The organism is Colwellia sp. NW0002-52-1 (assembly GCF_057550865.1).
In genome coordinates, this window is sequence record NZ_BAAJLU010000013.1 from 33,456 (window position 1) to 52,090 (window position 18,635).

Annotated in this window: 16 protein-coding genes; 13 read left to right on the forward strand and 3 right to left on the reverse strand. The window is 38.5% G+C overall.

Translation table 11 applies throughout. The annotated features are described in order from the left end of the window. Window positions 1–2: 2 nt before the first annotated feature. The 12 genes from flgE to fliD all read left to right on the forward strand — a co-directional run bounded on the left by flgE (window position 3) and on the right by fliD (window position 15,110). Window positions 3–1,382 (forward strand): flagellar hook protein FlgE, encoded by a 1,380-nt coding sequence (flgE, locus tag AC27H3_RS12970; RefSeq protein ID WP_487106812.1) that lies wholly within the window; start codon window positions 3–5, stop codon window positions 1,380–1,382. A gap of 517 nt (window positions 1,383–1,899) precedes the next feature. Beyond that, window positions 1,900–2,643 (forward strand): flagellar basal-body rod protein FlgF, encoded by a 744-nt coding sequence (flgF, locus tag AC27H3_RS12975; RefSeq protein WP_487106814.1) that lies wholly within the window; start codon window positions 1,900–1,902, stop codon window positions 2,641–2,643. Window positions 2,644–2,665: 22 nt separating this feature from the next. Further along, window positions 2,666–3,454, forward strand: a complete 789-nt coding sequence (gene flgG, locus AC27H3_RS12980) for a flagellar basal-body rod protein FlgG (protein WP_085301616.1) — start codon at window positions 2,666–2,668, stop codon at window positions 3,452–3,454. Window positions 3,455–3,471: 17 nt separating this feature from the next. Further along, entirely contained in the window at window positions 3,472–4,179 is a 708-nt protein-coding gene (flgH, locus tag AC27H3_RS12985; RefSeq protein WP_487106816.1) for a flagellar basal body L-ring protein FlgH, read from the forward strand. Window positions 4,180–4,187: 8 nt separating this feature from the next. Beyond that, window positions 4,188–5,285, forward strand: a complete 1,098-nt coding sequence (locus tag AC27H3_RS12990) for a flagellar basal body P-ring protein FlgI (RefSeq protein ID WP_487106818.1) — start codon at window positions 4,188–4,190, stop codon at window positions 5,283–5,285. Between the two features lie 19 nt (window positions 5,286–5,304). Beyond that, window positions 5,305–6,297 (forward strand): flagellar assembly peptidoglycan hydrolase FlgJ, encoded by a 993-nt coding sequence (gene flgJ / locus AC27H3_RS12995; protein WP_487106820.1) that lies wholly within the window; start codon window positions 5,305–5,307, stop codon window positions 6,295–6,297. Between the two features lie 52 nt (window positions 6,298–6,349). Next, a complete protein-coding gene (flgK, locus tag AC27H3_RS13000) occupies window positions 6,350–8,350 on the forward strand; it encodes a flagellar hook-associated protein FlgK (protein WP_487106822.1) in 2,001 nt (666 codons plus the stop codon). 8 nt (window positions 8,351–8,358) lie between these two features. Continuing rightward, the gene (flgL, locus tag AC27H3_RS13005; protein WP_487106824.1) at window positions 8,359–9,564 is read left to right on the forward strand and encodes a flagellar hook-associated protein FlgL; all 1,206 of its coding nucleotides are present in this window, start codon (window positions 8,359–8,361) and stop codon (window positions 9,562–9,564) included. A gap of 296 nt (window positions 9,565–9,860) precedes the next feature. Beyond that, window positions 9,861–11,243 (forward strand): flagellin, encoded by a 1,383-nt coding sequence (locus AC27H3_RS13010; protein ID WP_487106826.1) that lies wholly within the window; start codon window positions 9,861–9,863, stop codon window positions 11,241–11,243. Between the two features lie 374 nt (window positions 11,244–11,617). Continuing rightward, complete coding sequence (locus tag AC27H3_RS13015) at window positions 11,618–13,000, forward strand: flagellin (protein ID WP_487106828.1); 1,383 nt, start codon at window positions 11,618–11,620, stop codon at window positions 12,998–13,000. A gap of 159 nt (window positions 13,001–13,159) precedes the next feature. Next, entirely contained in the window at window positions 13,160–13,585 is a 426-nt protein-coding gene (locus AC27H3_RS13020) for a flagellar protein FlaG (protein ID WP_487106830.1), read from the forward strand. 82 nt (window positions 13,586–13,667) lie between these two features. Further along, on the forward strand, window positions 13,668–15,110 hold the full coding sequence (gene fliD, locus AC27H3_RS13025; RefSeq protein WP_487106832.1) for a flagellar filament capping protein FliD: 1,443 nt from the start codon (window positions 13,668–13,670) through the stop codon (window positions 15,108–15,110). A gap of 190 nt (window positions 15,111–15,300) precedes the next feature. On the opposite strand, the gene AC27H3_RS13030 is transcribed toward fliD, so the two are convergent. The 3 genes from AC27H3_RS13030 to AC27H3_RS13040 all read right to left on the reverse strand — a co-directional run bounded on the left by AC27H3_RS13030 (window position 15,301) and on the right by AC27H3_RS13040 (window position 16,433). Then, entirely contained in the window at window positions 15,301–15,678 is a 378-nt protein-coding gene (locus AC27H3_RS13030) for a hypothetical protein (protein ID WP_487106833.1), read from the reverse strand. Next, complete coding sequence (gene fliS / locus AC27H3_RS13035; RefSeq protein WP_487106834.1) at window positions 15,678–16,076, reverse strand: flagellar export chaperone FliS; 399 nt, start codon at window positions 16,074–16,076, stop codon at window positions 15,678–15,680. The genes AC27H3_RS13030 and fliS overlap by 1 nt, the downstream gene beginning before the upstream one ends. Before the next feature lie 72 nt (window positions 16,077–16,148). Beyond that, entirely contained in the window at window positions 16,149–16,433 is a 285-nt protein-coding gene (locus AC27H3_RS13040) for a hypothetical protein (protein ID WP_487106835.1), read from the reverse strand. A gap of 561 nt (window positions 16,434–16,994) precedes the next feature. Here AC27H3_RS13040 and AC27H3_RS13045 point away from each other — a divergent pair. Beyond that, a complete protein-coding gene (locus AC27H3_RS13045; RefSeq protein ID WP_487106836.1) occupies window positions 16,995–18,473 on the forward strand; it encodes a sigma-54 interaction domain-containing protein in 1,479 nt (492 codons plus the stop codon). Window positions 18,474–18,635: the final 162 nt, after the last annotated feature.

Genomic DNA, 18,635 nt, shown 5'->3' on the forward strand with positions numbered 1-18,635 from the left:
TTATGTCATTTAATGTAGCGTTGAGCGGATTAAACGCAGCTCAGAAAGATTTGGATGTAACATCCAACAACATAGCCAATGTAAACACCACCGGCTTTAAAGAATCACGTGCAGAATTCGTTGACGTTTACGCGGCTTCGCTTTTATCTTCGAGTAAAACTAAGGTTGGTGACGGTGTTTTAACCGCTGAAGTTGCACAACAGTTTTCACAAGGTAGCATTAAGTTTACCAACAACTCTTTAGATTTAGCGATTACGGGTAACGGTTTTTTTGCCACTGTTCCTGAGTTAAATAGCTTAGAAACCTCATATACACGTGCTGGCGAATTTAAGCTTAACCAAGATAACTTTATTGTAAACTCGCAAGGTGGTCATTTACTAGGTTTCCCGGTAAATGCTGATGGTACTTCTGCTTCGGTAAGTTTAAGTACTGCTGAACCTATTCGTATACCAACGGCTTCAGGTGCACCACAAAAGTCATCAGAAGTTGATATAAGAATGAACTTGCCGGCAGGTGATAGTTATATTTCGTCAGCGCCAGGTAACTTTGATCCAGAAGATCCATTAACATTTAATCATTCAACATCGGTAACTATCTTCGATTCATTAGGTGATAGTCATGTAATGACTTATTACTTTATTAAAGATGATCCAAGTGTAAATCCAAATGAGTGGATGCTTTTTGCCTCGGTAGATGGCAATCCAATTGACTTGGTTGACCCGGCTGCAGATGGTAGCACTAACCCTGTTGGTGGAGCCGTATCAGGCCCATTATCTGCAGGTGGCGGCTTAACGGGTGCTAGGTTAATATTTGATTCTTCGGGTGATTTTCAATCTCAAATACCAGCAGATGCTTTTGGCGGTATTACTACTGTCGACTTTACTAACCATTTGCCTAACGGTGCAGACACCTCACAAACGATTAAAATTGATTTTAACCTAGATCCACTAGGCCCGAATCCAAACGAACCTACACAGTTTGCCTCTAACTTTGAAGTTACATCATTACAGCAAGATGGTTTAGCGGTTGGTCGATTAACCGGTATAGATATTGGTACTGACGGATTAGTTAGAGCAACTTATAGTAATGGTACTTCTGAGCCATTATCGCGCATTGCCATGGTAAATTTTGCTAATGAGCAAGGCTTAAAACAGGTTGGTAGTACAGCTTGGAAAGAAAGTATTACATCAGGTGAGGCATTAGCAGGCGAGGGTGGTTCAGGCACTTTTGGTACCATAAACTCTTCCGCTTTAGAGCAATCTAACGTTAACTTAACCTCAGAATTAATTGACTTGATTTCAGCGCAACGTAATTTCCAAGCAAACTCGCGAGCACTAGAAGTAGATAATCAATTAAACCAAACGATTTTACAAATTCGTTAATTAGAAGCTAGTTACGTTATTTAAGCGCCTAGTCTAGCTTTGTCTAGCCTAGCTTAGCCTAATTAGCACAATCGTTAGTGAATTCGTATGATGAGTTCGAATATAAAAACCAGATAATCTTACCAAGATATCTGGTTTTTTAATGTCCATATTTGGGTATAGCTATTGGACTAGGTAAGCTTTGTTTGCATACAAAAATAGTTCATATTTAATCATCAAATTTTGAGTATTATCTAACGATAACTCATAGTGCTTACTATTTATTGACGGTAAAGCTTAGCTTAAATAAAGCTTAATATTATAAGTACACAAGCCAATTTATTATCAGTGTTTTAATTAACCGCTTTATTCCATCTTTTTGATTTTGATATTTTTTAGCTGCTTTATTTATATTTATCTTTACGCGAACCAGAGATAAATATCATTTCTTATTTGTGACCCAATAGCATCAGCTTCGTATCTGGCACTTTACTTGCAACAGTTCAATTATTATAACTATTATTGGGTGAATTTTATTATGGATAAGATGCTATATATCGCTATGAGCGGTGCGAAGCAGAATATGCAAGCCTTATCAGTCACTGCTAATAATCTCGCTAACGCCAAAACAACGGGCTTTAAAGCTGATTTAGCGAACGCTAGAGCAATGCAAGCTTTTGGCGAAGGCTTGCCTACTCGCGTGTTTTCTATGACCGAACGAGCAGGCCAAAACTTTGACAGTGGCGCTTTACTTACCACAGGTCGAGATCTCGATATTGCCATTAAAGGGGCTGGGTGGTTAACCGTTCAAACTAAAGACGGCAGCGAAGCTTACACCCGTAATGGCCAATTAAAGTTAAATGAAAATGGTGCATTAGAAACGTCAAATGGTGATTTAGTTATTGGCGACACTGGCCCAATTTTTTTACCGTTACCCATAAATAATATCAATATTGCTGGTGACGGAACCATTATGGTTCAGCCAGAAGGTGCTCCTGCTTCTGTACAAGAAGAAGCCGCACGTTTGAAGCTAGTGAACCCCGACAGTCGTTTGTTAGAAAAAGGTAACGACGGTCTATTTCGCCGAAAAGACGGCAACAATGAACCGGCTGATATTACCGTTACAGTAGCCAATGGTTCGTTAGAATCAAGTAACGTAAATCCGATCAGTGAAATGACCGATATGATCGCACTGCAACGTCAATTTGAAATGCAGTTAAAAATGATGAAAACCGCTGAAGAAGTTGACTCAAGTGCATCTTCATTATTACGAGCGTTCTAAATAAATTTTTTCGAGGTGATGTATGAACCCAGCATTATGGATTAGTAAAACAGGCTTAGATGCGCAAACAAAAGAAATTGCTGTTATTTCGCATAACTTAGCCAATGCGAGCACGGTAGGCTTTAAAAAGAGCCGAGCAGTATTTGAAGATTTACTGTATCAAAATATCAATCAACCAGGCGGACGTTCAGCACAAGACACTGAAATGCCATCTGGATTAATGCTAGGTGCCGGTACCAAAGTTGTAGCCACACAAAAAATTCATACCCAAGGTGACATGCTTAATACTGACAATGCCCTAGATTTAATGATCCAAGGCGAAGGTATGTTTGAGATTTTAATGCCTGATGGCTCGTCTGCCTATTCGCGCAATGGTCAATTTACCATGGACGAAGAAGGTAACATTGTTACACCGGGAGCAGGTTACTTATTGCAACCACAAGTTACGGTGCCTGAAGATGCCTTGAGTATTATTGTTTCACAAGACGGTGAAGTTTCAGTTACCTTGCAAGGCCAAGCAGAGCCAGCGGTTATTGGGCAAATTAATACCATTAATTTTATTAACCCAACAGGTTTAGAACCCATTGGTCAAAACTTGTATGTTGAAACCGCTGTTAGTGGCGCGCCTCAAGAGGGTGTTCCTGGCTTAGAAGGTTACGGGTTAATCGTGCAAGGCGCATTGGAAACATCAAACGTTAATACCACGGAAGAGCTGGTTAACTTGATTGAAAGTCAGCGTGTTTATGAAATGAACTCTAAAGTTATTTCAGCGGTTGATCAAATGCTTAGCTACATTAATCAGCAATTATAAAAGTTGAGGAAGGTATCATGAACGGCAAAAAGAATTCATTATTATTTACCTTATTAAAGGCAAGCATAGTTGCAATATTGTTCACAGGCTGTGCTAGTACTGAGCAGGCAAGAACATTGCCCAATGATCCTGACTTCGCCCCTATTTTACCTGAAATGGAAGACGAACCATTAGTACCAACGGGATCACTTTTTAAGCTGAATTATGTTAATAACATTTATTCAGATTCTAAAGCGCATCGTGTTGGCGATATTATTTCTGTCATTTTAAGTGAAAGCACACAATCACAAAAAAGTGCTAAAACTGAGTTAACTAAAGAAAACAGTGCTACGTTAAATCCTATTACAGGGTTTGGGGGCGCAGCTGTAAACTTTAATAACAAGGCGATACAGTTCGGCTATGATCAATCGTCAGACTTTTCTGGTGATGCTAAAGCTAACCAAGGCAACAGTTTATCTGGCAATATTTCTGTGCATGTTTTACGCGTACTACCCAACGGAAACCTGATGATTCGTGGCGAAAAGTGGATGTCGTTAAATAATGGTGATGAGTTTATACGCTTAACCGGTATTGTTCGGTCACAAGACATTAGCTCAAGTAATACTGTTACCTCAAGCAAAGTCGCTAATGCTCGTATCGAGTATGCTGGTACTGGCACTTTTGCAGATGTACAAGAACAAGGCTGGTTGTCTAAGTTTTTTAGTAGCTCTTGGTGGCCTCTTTAGAGGGAAATATGATGAAAAAGTATTTATATAGTTTCATTTGTTTGAGTGTGTTTTTTTTCGTATCTGAAGCAAGTGCTCAGCGTATAAAAGATCTAGCAGATGTAGCGGGTGTAAGAAGCAACCAACTTATTGGTTATGGTTTAGTGGTAGGTTTACCTGGTACAGGTGAACAAAGCCCTTTTACTGAACAAAGCTTTAAAACCATGTTAAGTAACTTCGGTATTACTATGCCGGCCAACTTAAAGCCTAAAATTAAAAATGTTGCAGCGGTAGCTGTGCATGCTGAATTACCTGCGTTTTCAAAACCAGGCCAAAAAATTGATGTAACTGTTTCTTCAATGGGTAGCGCGCAAAGCTTGCGTGGCGGTACGTTAATTCAAACCATATTAATGGGATTAGATGGTAATGCTTATGCTGTTGCACAAGGTAGTTTAATTGTCAGTGGTTTAGGTGCTGAAGGGCTAGATGGGTCAAAAGTTATAGCCAATACCCCAACGGTAGGGCGAATTGCTAATGGCGCTATGGTAGAACGAGAAGTACTTTCACCTTTTACCTCTGGCGATCATATAACCTTTAATCTTCATAATGCTGACTTTACTACCGCTAAACGACTTTCAGATACGATAAATAATTTAATTTCTGGTTCTGCTCGCGCAATTGATGCAACGTCAGTAAGAGTAACTGCGCCTAGGGATGCGGCCGACAGAGTTAGCTTTTTAGCCACATTAGAAAACTTAGAGTTTGAGCCGGGTTCACCATCTGCAAAAATTATTGTTAACTCGCGCACGGGGACCATTGTTATTGGTGCCGATGTACGTTTACTGCCTGCGGCAATAACTCATGGTGGCATTACAGTAACCATTAATGAGATTGAAGGTGTTTCGCAACCAAATGCATTTTCTGAGGGCGAAACGGTAGCAACCAATCAATCAATTATTGATGTTAAGCAAGACGACTCTCGCATGTTTGTTTTCGACCCTGGTGTTACTTTAGACGCATTAGTACGAGCAATAAACCAAGTAGGTGCTGGTCCTGGTGATGTTATGGCGATACTAGAAGCATTAGATCAAGCGGGCGCACTTCGAGGGAATTTGATCATTATTTAATGATCAAGAGAGCCTAATTATGACAACACGCATAGCAGACGCACAAAACTTTTTAGACATAAATGGTTTAAACTCTATTCGCCAAGACGCGAAAACAGGTGATAATGCCAGTAAAAAAGATGCATTAGAACAAGCTGCAAAACAGTTTGAAGCTATTTTTATGCAAATGCTGATGAAAAGTATGCGTAAAGCGCAAGCCGTATTAGAGGCAGACAGCCCACTTAATTCTGAATCAACTAAGTTTTATCGTGACATGCATGATCAACAAATGTCGCTTGAGCTTTCTAACAATGGTGCGTTAGGGCTAGCACCCTTAATTGTTCGCCAACTTGGTGGCGACACTGAAAACTTTACGCCTCATACCATTTTACGCAGCGACGGCAACCTTGATAGTAGAGGTAGCGTTCGCATTAGCGAGCCTTCACTGGTAAGTGCTAATAGCTTAGTCAAAGATTCGTCATCGGATCAGGATCCTAGTAAAGATCGTCAAACTAATGGCTCTATTGCCGCCCAAGCCGTAAACATGCTGCAAAGCCCTACATTTGCTGAGCCTAAAGATTTTGTAAGTGCCTTAACCGCAGATGCAAAACGTGTTCAAGACAAAATTAATGTTCCTTTTGAAGTGGTTATTGCACAGGCCGCGCTTGAAACCGGTTGGGGCCAAAAAATTATCAAAACCAATACCGGTGAAAGCTCAAATAACTTATTTAACATTAAAGCCGGTAGCCGTTGGACTGGCGAGAAGGTTCATAAAGAAACCTTAGAGTTTGAAGATGGCGCTATGGTGAAAAAACGTGAACCGTTTAGAGTTTACGAATCAATCGGTCAAAGTGTTAACGATTACCTAAATTTATTAACAAAAAGTGAACGCTATCAAGGTGCTTTAGAGAAATCTACAGATGTGGAGCAATTTTTGCATAACCTACAGAGTGCTGGTTATGCTACCGATCCCAATTACGCTAAAAAGATAATGGGAACACTTCGGACAGTAACCGGCTTATTAAATAAATAAGATCACCGCTAATTTCACTGTTGAAATTAAGGTTACTGTAGGAGTTTAGGTCATGTCGATTAATCTGTATCAAACTGGTGTAAGTGGTTTACTGTCCGCGCAGCAACAGTTAGCGACTACAGGGCATAACATTGCTAACGTTAATACCGAAGGCTATACCCGCCAACGCACCGAGCAGGGTGCAACGGTAGGAAACTATAACGGTGGCAACTTTGTTGGCTCTGGTACCTATGTTCAAGACATCACTCGCCTTTACGATCAATTCTCTTATAAAGAACAATTACTCAATAAAAGTAACTTGGGTAATGCTGACTCTATTAGCTTAGATCTGAACCAATTAAACGAAATAATGTCCTTCTCTAGCGAAGCTATTGGCGGTTCAATTCAGCGTTTTTATCAAGCGGTTAATAGCATAGCAGACAACCCTAACGATATTGGCTTACGCAACATCGCCCTGAGCCAAGCAAATGTATTAGCACAAGACTTTAACAGCATAAGCAATAATTTAGATCAGCTTGAAAAATCAACTAACGGCGAAATAGAAGAAATGGCGAATAAAATTTCGCAAATTTCGCTCGACTTAGCAAAAATTAATGAACAGATATTACAGAACAAAGATATCAGCCAAACGGGTCAGCCGAATGACTTATTAGATAAACGTGATCAACTCGTTAATGAGTTAGGTGAATACACCTCAGTTAGCACTATTGAAGATACTCATGGCGTAATGACGGTGATGATCGGCAACGGCGCGACTTTAGTTGCTGGCATTACACCGTTAACAGTCAGTGTAGAAGCGGGCATTTCAGACCCATTACAAACCAGATTACAGTTAAATAGTCGCAATGGTAAAGTTGCCCTTGATGCCTCAAAACTCGGTGGCGCTATTGCCGCAAAAATAGAATATCGCGATGAACATATAACCCAAGCTCGCAGCGAACTTAATCGTTTAGCGATGGCGGTTTCGCAAACATTAAATCAATCGCAAGCTCAAGGTTTAGACTTAAATGAAAAACAAGGTCTAGATATTTTTACCGATATCAACAGCACGTTATTGCAAACCTCAAGAGTTTTAGCTTCTTCAAAAAATTCAGGTAATGTTGAAGCCGGTATCAAAATTACCGATGTTTCGTTAGTACCTACCAATGAATTCACCGTTAAATACGACGGCAGTGACTACATCATGACTAATACTCGTGATGGTTCAACAACAACATTGGTAGAAACAACCACAGGTGTTTACCCAACAGAGTTTGGCTTTGAATTCACCATTAACTCAGGTACGCCAAACGCGAATGACAGTTTTACTTTGCGCCCTACAGAAAATAGCGCAGCATTATTGAAAGTAATCCTTAATGATCCAAAAGGCATAGCAGCAAGCTCTGCTATTGAAGTACAAGCGGATGATAATAATGTCAGTAATGGCTCAGTAAGTATCGTTAATGTTACCGACCCAGAAGTTGCTCGTTCTTTTACCGATACTATAAATGCAGATTTAACTGTCGATGTTTATGAAAGTGCACCAGGTGTTTTTGACTATCGAGTTTTTAATGCAGCAACGCCACCGCCTGCAGCAACCATAGCTAGCGGTAGCTTCGCGGCAGGATCAACAGCTGTAATTGATATGCCTCCATCACCAGCAACGCCAGCTTTTCAAATTGAAATAGCAGGTTTGCCGGTAGGACAAGGCGCACTAGCACGTGAAAAGTTTACTATTTCAGATGCTTTTGGTTCTGGTAATGCCAGTAATGCCACCCTTATGGCGGCAACACAAGAAGAACAAATTCTTGGTGGTGGTAAACAAACTTTCAGTCAGGCATTAGCCACGGCAACAGCCCAAGTTGGCTCAAGTGCCAGTTCAGCTGAACTGATTGCTGATACTGCTCAGGCCTTGTTTACACAAGCTTATAACCGTAATCAATCTAATTCTGGGGTAAACCTTGATGAAGAAGCAGCAAATCTTTTGAAGTATCAACAAGCTTACCAAGCGTCGTCACAGATAATTTCAGTGGCCAATACGATATTCGACACCTTATTAGCGGTCTCTAGATAGGAGTTATTATGCGCGTTTCTACAGCACAGTTTTATAATCAAAGCGGCATGCAAATGTCTAATCAGCAAAGCAGCGTTAATGACCAAATGAGCCACCTTTCTTCCGGTAAACGGGTTGAAACTGCGAAAGATGATGCCGTGGCATTTAGCACATTAGCCGGATATAAAAATGATTTAGCTAATATCGAAAAGTATCAACGAAATATTACTCAAGCTGAAAACCACAATAGTTTAATCGATACCTCATTAGGAAATGCTGAAGGTATTATGAATGAACTAAAAGATTTAATGCTACAGGCCAACAATGGTGTGTATTCAGCCGATGATCTTGCCTCTATTGGCCAGCAGGCGAGCCAAACTTTGCAACAAATTCTCGACATTGCGAACACCAAAGATGAAACCGGTGGTTACGTTTTTGCGGGTTATCAAATAGACGATGCACCTTTTGTTTTACAAACAGATAACTCGGTTGATTACCGTGGTGACAATGGTGTTCGAGAATTACAAATAGCAAAAAATGTTTCAATTGCGAGTAATCAAAGTGGCGAACATGTTTTTCAAAAAGTGCCAAATGCCATTGGTGACTTTTCAGCAACATACAACGTTAATAATTCAGGCATAGCTGTTGAACGCGCGGTAGTTGCCGATGCGAGTGTTTATGATAGTAGCGCTAACCCAGCCGACTTTATCATTGAGTTTACCTCTGAAACAGAACTTACTATTACAGATGGTGCATCAAACGTTACAACTATTACCGGCTATGTACCAGGGCAAAGCATTGCCTTTAACGGTATAGAAGTAAAGCTAAGCGGCAACCCATTGCCGGGCGATAAAATGACATTAACTCCAGAACAAGATATAGGCGTTTTTGACACCATAAAGTCTGCGATTGATTGGATTAATAACAAGGCCAGTGCCGGTGATGATCCACAGGTACAGGTTGACTTTAATCAAATAATTGAACAATTGAGCGATTCAATGAATCACTTAACATCGCGCCGAGCAGAGTCAGGTATCAACTTACAGGTTATAGATCGCCAGCAAAGTAATCATCTAGATACTGAACTCTACTTATCGTCAGGCAGAGCCTCAATTGAAGATTTAGATTTTGCTAAAGCAATATCAGTTTTCGAACAGTCGAAGGTTGCGCTGCAAGCCGCTCAGCAAACATTTACCCAAGTACAAGGGCTAAATCTTTTTAATTATATTAGATAAGTTTTATAAATTTTTCTGTTTATATAGGGTATTTGTATCAGTTTTAATTATTTTGGTACGGATGTTGCTTTTATCTAATTAGGAATACATAAAATTGGCGCTATAAGGTAATGAACCTTAATCGCAAAAACTGGCTGCTAAGGCCAATGAAGTCCAAATACATTGCAATGTTGTTTTAGTAATGATTCGCAATTAAGGATATGGACTGAAATAAAGCGTGTTAGAAGTTGAACTGGTAAGTAAACGAACTAACGCAAAGCAATGTTAAAGATAAATTAAATTTTTAGGAGTCTATCATGGCCTTATCAGTAGTAACTAACATGGCATCATTGAATGCTCAACGTAACTTGACTAAATCTGGCGAAGGCTTAGCTACATCAATGCAGCGCTTATCATCAGGTATGCGTATCAATAGCGCCAAAGATGACGCTGCAGGTTTACAAATATCTAATCGTTTAACTTCGCAAATTAACGGTTTAGCTGTAGCGCAACGAAATGCTAATGATGGTATTTCAATGGCACAAACTGCTGAAGGTGCAATGCAAGAGTCAACTAATATATTACAGCGTATGCGTGACTTGGCATTACAATCAGCTAACGGCTCTAATAGTGCAGAAGATCGTGATGCATTGCAAAAAGAAGTTACTGCATTACAAACTGAGTTGACGCGCATTGCTAAAACAACTTCTTTTGGTGGACAAAAGTTACTGGATGGTAATTTTAATACTAAAGCATTCCAGGTGGGTGCAAATGCCAATGAAACGATATCTCTTAGCCTAAATAATATTGCTGCCGACGCTATTGGGGAGCATGCAACTAATGGTGGTGGTACAGTATTTGATAACACTGTAAACGCAGGTACAGCATTTGCAAACTCAACAGCTGCATCTAATGCGGTAGTTTTATCTGGGCCGCTTAGCAACAGCACGGTCGACCTATCGATAAAAAATTCACAAGAAACTGCTGAAGCAATTAATTCAGAATCAACAGGCATTAAAGCTGAAACTAAAGTTTCCGCAACAATAGCTGCTTTTACCTCTGCTGATACCGGTACATTAACGGTTGGCGCTAAGACCTTTGACTTAGCTCAATACAGTGGTAGTGCGTCTGAGCTAGCTTCTGATCTAGGTAAATCAGGTATTGATGCAACGTATAGCTCAACGTCTAATTCAATTGTAATTAACCAAACTGGTGTCGCCGGGGTTATGATCGTTGGGGCTGCTACTAATACCATAACGCTAAATGGTCAAGCTGGTGATGATAATGGCGCAGTTGTTGATTCTCAAATAAATCTAACCGCGAGTGATAACTTTAGTGTGGGAGCTTCGGCAGAAATAGTTACAGTAGGAAACTCGACATTAGATAAAGTTTCAGATGTAAATTTAAGTACTCAATCAGGGGCTCAAGATTCAATCACAGTTATTGATGCCGCCCTTGCTGCAATTGATGAAAGTCGTGCTGGTTTAGGTGCAATTCAGAACCGATTTAGCCATACAATTAGTAACTTAGCTAATATTCAGGAAAATGTGTCGGCATCAAGAAGCAGAATTCAAGATACTGATTTTGCGATAGAAACTGCGCACATGACGAAGAATCAGATATTACAACAAGCAGGTACTTCAATTCTAGCTCAAGCTAACCAAGTACCACAAGCTGCATTAAGCTTACTGGGTGGTTAGTAAATCCATATCGTAAGTTAAAATATAAACCATCACTTTTTTAGTGGTGGTTTTTTTATCTAAACATTGAGAGCCTACATATTTTATTTTCCTCTTATTTCCTCTTTCATTTAGCGGCCTAATAAATCGCAGTTAAACGTTGTAATGCTACATATATATAAAATATTTTAAATAAAAACATAATCTAGCCGTTATTGAACAACTAAATTATACATATTTAGTTTAAATATCAAGTGGTTATGTTTTTTATGTAAAAAGATTAAAGTTATTTTCAAGGCTGCCGTTAAAGTAATTAGCACGGAGCCTAATTGATAAAATTAATGCTCCGAAGTTTAAAATTAACCATATATTATTTTGTACTTAGGAGTTTCATCATGGCTTTATCAGTAATTACTAACACTTCATCATTGAATGCACAACGTAACTTAAATAACTCAAGTGAAAGCTTGGCAACTTCAATGCAACGTTTATCATCAGGTATGCGTATTAACAGCGCAAAAGATGATGCGGCAGGTTTACAAATTGCAAACCGTTTAACATCTCAAATAAATGGTTTAGGTGTTGCACAACGTAATGCTAACGACGGTATTTCAATGGCACAAACTGCTGAAGGCGCAATGCAAGAGTCTACTAACATATTGCAACGTATGCGTGATTTAGCATTGCAATCAGCTAACGGCTCTAACTCAAGTGAAGATAGAGGCGCACTACAAAAAGAAGTGTCAGCTTTACAAGAAGAGTTGACTCGAATTGCAGATACAACATCATTTGGTGGTCAGCAATTATTAGATGGCAATTTTGGTACTCGAGCGTTCCAAGTTGGTTCAAACGCAAATGAAACTATTTCACTTTCTTTAGGTGACATATCATCAGACGCTATAGGTCAAGATGCTTTGATTGATGCTGGTACAATTTATGGTATTGCAGCTAAAGCAGGAACAGGTTTTAGTGCTGCTGCAGGTGCTACTGCGGTAAATATATCAGGTAATCTTGGTACATCAGGAGCTCAAGATCTTTCAGCTAGTGCTGATGCTCAAGCTTTAGCTAATGCTATTAATGGCTTTACTACTGGCGTGAAAGCAGAAACAACAGTATCGGTAGAATTATCAGCCTTTACTTCAGCAGATACAGGTACATTAACTGTTGGTACTGATACATATGACTTAGCAGACTACAATGGTAGTTTAAATGAGTTAGCATCAGATTTAGGTAAATCTGGCTATGATGCTACGGTTGACTCAGGTACGGGTGTACTTACATTAAATGCATCAGGCGTTGCGGGTGTTCATATTGTTGGCGGTGCCACGAATACGCTAGCTTTAGATGGTACTGCTGCTCAAGCTGCCGGTGTAGTTAAAGATTCATCAATAAACCTAACATCTAGCAGTAGTTTTAGTGTTGCTGGTGGCGGAACTTTTTCTACGGCTACTACTTCGTCTTTAAGCAAAGTGTCAGATGTTGATTTATCAACACAGGGTCAATCACAAAGTGCTATCGCTGTTATAGATGCTGCACTTGCTTCGATTGATAGTGACCGTGCTGACTTAGGTGCTGTTCAAAACCGCTTTAGCCATACACTAAGTAACTTAGCTAATATTTCAGAAAACGTTTCAGCATCACGTAGTCGTATTCAAGATACTGATTTCGCAGTTGAAACAGCCATGATGACGAAAAACCAAATATTGCAACAAGCAGGTACGTCAATTTTGGCACAATCTAACCAATTGCCACAAGCAGCATTAAGCTTGTTAGGTTAGGCCAACAAAAATACTAGCATAGTCTATATGTTAGTTGCATAAGATAAGGAAGGTGCCCAAATGTCTCCTTCCTTTTTGTGTTTTCATGGTTAATGAGTTTATAGCACCTTAAATTAGCGTTTAAAAGTGACATTATTTTAAGGTTATAAGGGGTCAGAAATGAATGTACCTAATAATGTTAATATAGCTGGTAACGTTATCAGCCCAGCGAGTGTTGAGTTAGAAAATAACAAAACGCAACAGTCGGCTTTAAATGAACAAAGTATTGAAAAGTCAGCACAAAACACATTAGAAAAAAAAGAAGATGTGGCTGCAGAAAATAAAACCAAAGCAAGCGAAGCGAGTAAAGCGGTTGTAATGACACCTGACCAGTTAGAGAAAGTGGCGCAGCAATTGCAAGACTTTATGGGTGAAATGAATCGTAGCTTAGAGTTTTCAGTCGATAAGGACTCTGGTCGAGATGTAATCAAGGTACTTGATAAAGGTACAGGTGACTTAGTTAAACAGTATCCATCTGAAGAAGTGTTGACGATGATCTCTAAGTTATCAAATGTGACTGGAAGCTTGATAGATACAGAAATATAATATTGTTATTAAAGTAGCGATTGAGTGCTAATTATTTAGCTATACTTAGCGAGAGCTTACCACTACAACAACTGGTGAAATTATGGTAGATATTGCTTTTACAGGCATAGGTTCAGGACTTCAAGTTTCTGAAATCGTTGATGCAATTGTTGGTGCTGAAAGCGTACCTTTTGAAAGTCGCCTAAACAGTCGTCAGGCAGCTATAACAACAGATATTTCTGCAGTTGGCGCTTTAAAAGCTGCATTAGAAAGTGTTGCTGATTCAATTGATGCTCTATCTACTACTGATAAATTTCAACAGAGAAGTATTAGTGGTTCAGATGATTTTGTTTCTTTAACTAGCACCAAAGCGGCAGAAGTTGGTAGTTATTCTGTTAATGTAGATCAAATTGCTAGTGCTCACAAGCTTGTATCTGATGGATTTGACAGTACTGAAGCAATGGGCGAAGGCACCATGACGTTAACCTCAGGCAGTGAAAGCTTTGATATTAATGTTTCCAGTACAGCCACTTTGAGTGATATTCGTGATTTAATTAATGATAATGACGATAACTCATCGATAACTGCAACTATTATTACTGACGATGTAGGTCAGCATTTAGTATTGACGAGTAAAGAAACAGGCGTAGAAAACGCAATAAAAGTTACAGTTGAAGAAGCTGTTGAAGTAGGTGATCTATTAGGGCCCGACAATACCGATAAAGTAGGGCTTTCACGGTTAGCTTATGATGCAGATAATACCTCAGCTACTTATGCGCCCAACCTTACTGAAGTTAGAGAAGCTAAAGACGCTCAAATAACCATTGATAATACCTTAGTTATTACTAATAGCACTAATGAGTTTGTTGATGCTATTGATGGTGTAACCATTACAGCAAAAAAACCTCATGATGTAGACGATAATATAAGCACGGCAAATATTACTGAAAATAATAGTAATATTAAGTCTGGGTTATCTGGGTTTGTGAGCAGTTATAATGAGTTAGTAGATCTTGTTTCTCAACTAGGAAGCTCTAGTGAAAGTGCTGTTGGTCCTCTTGCCGGCGATTCTTTATTGCGTGGTGTTATGGGGAAAATTCGACAAGAAATTACGCAATCATTCTCTAGTACAGGCTCTGATAGCTTAACCTTGAATCAGCTAGGGGTACGCTCCGATCGATATGGTAAGTTAGAGCTAGATGTTGAAGATTTAGACGAACAAATAGCATTAGATGTTAAAGGTATTCAAAATTTTTTCGTTGGTAGTGATGATGAACCTGGGTTTGCAGCGTCTTTTACAACCTTAACTGAATTTTATACTCAGTCAGGAGGGTTAATTGATGGTCGAATTGACAGTAAAACAGCGCAGCTATCTAAAATAGATGATGAACGTGTCGCTTTTAATCTTCGTATTGACTCCTTAGAAGCACGTTTATATTCACAATATAACGCGATGGATTTACTTGTATCTAACCTGAACTCTACAAGTAGTTATTTACAACAGCAGCTTGATAATATGCCTGGCGTGGTTAGGGACTCAAGTTAGTAAACCCTATAGTTTTACTTTGGGTTAAACTTAAGTGATTGATTGAAAAAAAGTCGTTTTAGCTTTCTAAGCTGAAACGACTTTTTAGTTGGGTATCATAACAAGCTATATTCAAATTGGTATTTAACCCCGAAAATCTAAAAGAGGCGATTACGTTGTGGGGATGCTAAGTACTTTATCGTTATTCGGACTACAATTTTTGATAAAGATTAATAGCCTTTCTATTTTTCTTTAACGTTAAAATCTCAGATTTTGCAATATCTTGAGTCTGATTTATTTTTTCTACGAGTTGATTATCTAACTTAGTAATAGTTTGAAGCTTGCTTTGATGTGTTTGTAATTCTGTTCTGTCAAAATCATTAAACAATTGATGAATCTTTTCTTCTCGAAACATCATTAACTTTAATAACTTTTCAGTGCTGGCTGAGCTTTTATTCACTCGTTCTGGCAACTCTGATAATTCAGGTGACGAAAGTTCAAGCTCTAAATCTGACGTATCTAAAAGTTCAAGTAACATTTCAGATGCGTCAATAACATGCTCTATAACTTCAACAGCCGTTATACTCACTAGAAGCTAACCTTATCTTGACTTTCAAGAGGAATTTCACTCCATCCAGACTTAATAGGAATTAATATTTGCGCTACTTCATTAAGTTTATCAATGTCGTTATCTATACTAGCTGTCAGTAATTGCTCTGAACAATAAAGATAGATAGAGGCTAAATTATTAGATATTTCGCCGCCTTGTTCAAAATCAAGCGAAGACTCTAATACACCAATAATAGCAATAGCGTTTGATAGTTCAGCCCCTTTTTTTGCATAATCTTTTTGGGTAATGGCACCTTTTGCTGTAGCGATGTTATCAAGTAGCTTTTGAAATAACAGCGCAACTAATTGATAAGGCGAAGCTTCTTGCGCACTACTCTTATTTACTTGTTGATATTTTTTTAATGACGCGTGAGTCATAGATATCTCCAGTATTAGTACATTAACGTTATTATACTAAAATACACTAAATTTAAAATTACAGACGATAAATTATATTAACGCTTGATTGTTAATTGTAACGGCAAAGCCTTCATTTTTAGCTTTTGCGTATGCACTTTGCAACACTTGGTGTTCAATCACACTTGGGTCGTCAATTATGCCATTGTTGGTCACTTCAATATTGTCCCAACCACGTGTAACCAAATAATCTTCTATTTGTACTAACTGCTCTTCTAGCGGCATATTTAATGAAAACATATTGAATTCATATCTGTCGCCTTTGTTTAAATGGTCAGTTACTTTCATCAACTCGGCTGTGCCGTTAATAATTAACATAGTGTAATCCTATTTTATTTAGCTTTTCTTTAAGTATGCGTTTAAAGGTTAATTTAAACATAGTATTTTTGATAAGCGTATTTCATGCCAGTTTTATCTTAAGTTAAATAACTACGACTAGTTCATTGAAATATATGCATTTACTCTTTATCGAGTGTTAAATGTTAAAAACATATTCATACCGCATAGACTGGCTTGATTATGTTGTTAATTTTTTGACGTTCTTAAAAACCTGAGCTGATTTCTTCATTTAGAAAGTTTATCTCGTTATTGGTTTTTATCGTCTCTATCCGTTTATATCGGCAAGTAGTCATATTTCTTGAACTGACAATAAAATGACACATCAGTGTCAATTTATTGTTGATTAATAACACCAGCAAGTTAATAATAGAGAAATATGATAATAATCAATACTTGTTAGGGCGCGTTTTTGTGTTGTCGTTATTTATTGAGAGCTATTTATTAAAAGTTATTTATTAGAGCTATTTTAAAGATAAGTATAACGCTAGTTTAAATAGAATAACCACGACCTAACATCAGCTAAAAATGCAAGGGCTATATATGCAAGGGCAAAAACATATTCTAGTTGTCGATAACGACGCTGCCAGACGCCATCAAATAGAAACTGTTTTAGCTTTTGTTGGTGAGCACTTTTATGTTTTTTCAGAAGATGAAGTTGATCAACATTTAGCCGATGTTACTAATGTACTCACGGTTATTTTATGCGGTGATACTTCTGAAAAGCTGCAAGATATTATTAAATCACACCCTACTTTGCCGTTTATTTATCACGATATTTTCGATAAAAAGCAGCTCAATGGTTACGTCAATGTTATTGGCGAACTCACTACACCATTAAATTATGCTCAATTAACAGAGCTTATACATCATAGCCACCAATACCATAACAACTTACCGTCAAAACGTGGCGCAAATGGTCCTAGCTCACTGTTTCGTTCATTAGTGGGTACTAGTGAACCTATGCAACAAGTACGATTTTTAATTGAACAAGTTGCGAGTACAGCGGCTAATGTGCTTATTTTAGGAGAGTCGGGCACAGGTAAAGAAGTTGTTGCGCGTAATATTCATAATTTATCGGATCGAAGCAAAGGTCCTTTTGTACCCGTTAACTGTGGCGCGATTCCTGCGGAATTATTAGAAAGTGAGCTGTTTGGTCACGAAAAAGGCGCTTTTACAGGAGCTATTTCTACCCGAAAAGGGCGCTTTGAAATGGCTGAAGGCGGCACGTTATTTCTTGATGAAATTGGTGATATGCCACAACCCATGCAAGTAAAATTATTAAGAGTATTACAAGAAAGAACCTTCGAGCGGGTTGGCGGTGCTAAAAGCATAAAAGCCAATGTACGCATTGTTGCCGCAACGCATCAACACCTTGAAGACATGATTAAAACCAACGATTTCCGTGAAGATTTATACTACAGATTAAATGTTTTCCCAATCGAAACACCGGCGCTAAGAGAGCGCAAAGAAGATATTCCATTATTACTAAAAGAGCTTATCTCAAGGTTTTCAGACGAACAAGGGCATTCAGTGCGCTTTACTGACAAAGCTATTGAGTCGCTTCAAGAACATCCTTGGGCGGGTAATGTTCGTGAATTATCTAACTTAATTGAACGTATGATTATTATGTATGGCGAACAAGTGGTTAACGTTGGGGAATTACCGCTTAAGTATCGCCATTTAGATGTCGATGATTATCAACCTGAGTATCCAGAAGAGTTACAAGAGCGCGAAGCAATTAATGAACTGTTTGCCGGTTTTGATTATGACGACGAAGATGATGAGAATGATGAAGCTAATGCCGAAGAAGCTGAACTAAGCAATGGAAATACTGTTGATGTGCTGCCAGCTGATGGCCTAAATTTAAAAGACTATTTAGCAGATTTAGAAGTATCTTTAATCGTACAAGCATTAGATAAAAATGACTGGGTTGTAGCTCGTTCTGCGGAACTTCTAGATATGCGCCGTACCACGCTGGTTGAAAAAATGCGTAAGTATAATCTTCAAAAAGCGGGCTAATTATTTATATTCGACAATCGAGCTATGCTATGTGTGTAATGTTTTTAATAGGATAAAACCTATACCTGCTAACTTTACACTATTAACTTTAAATAATTATGAACAGTAATTATAAGTAACAAACTATCAGCAGTAATCATTTTTTAAGTTAGTAAGAACGCC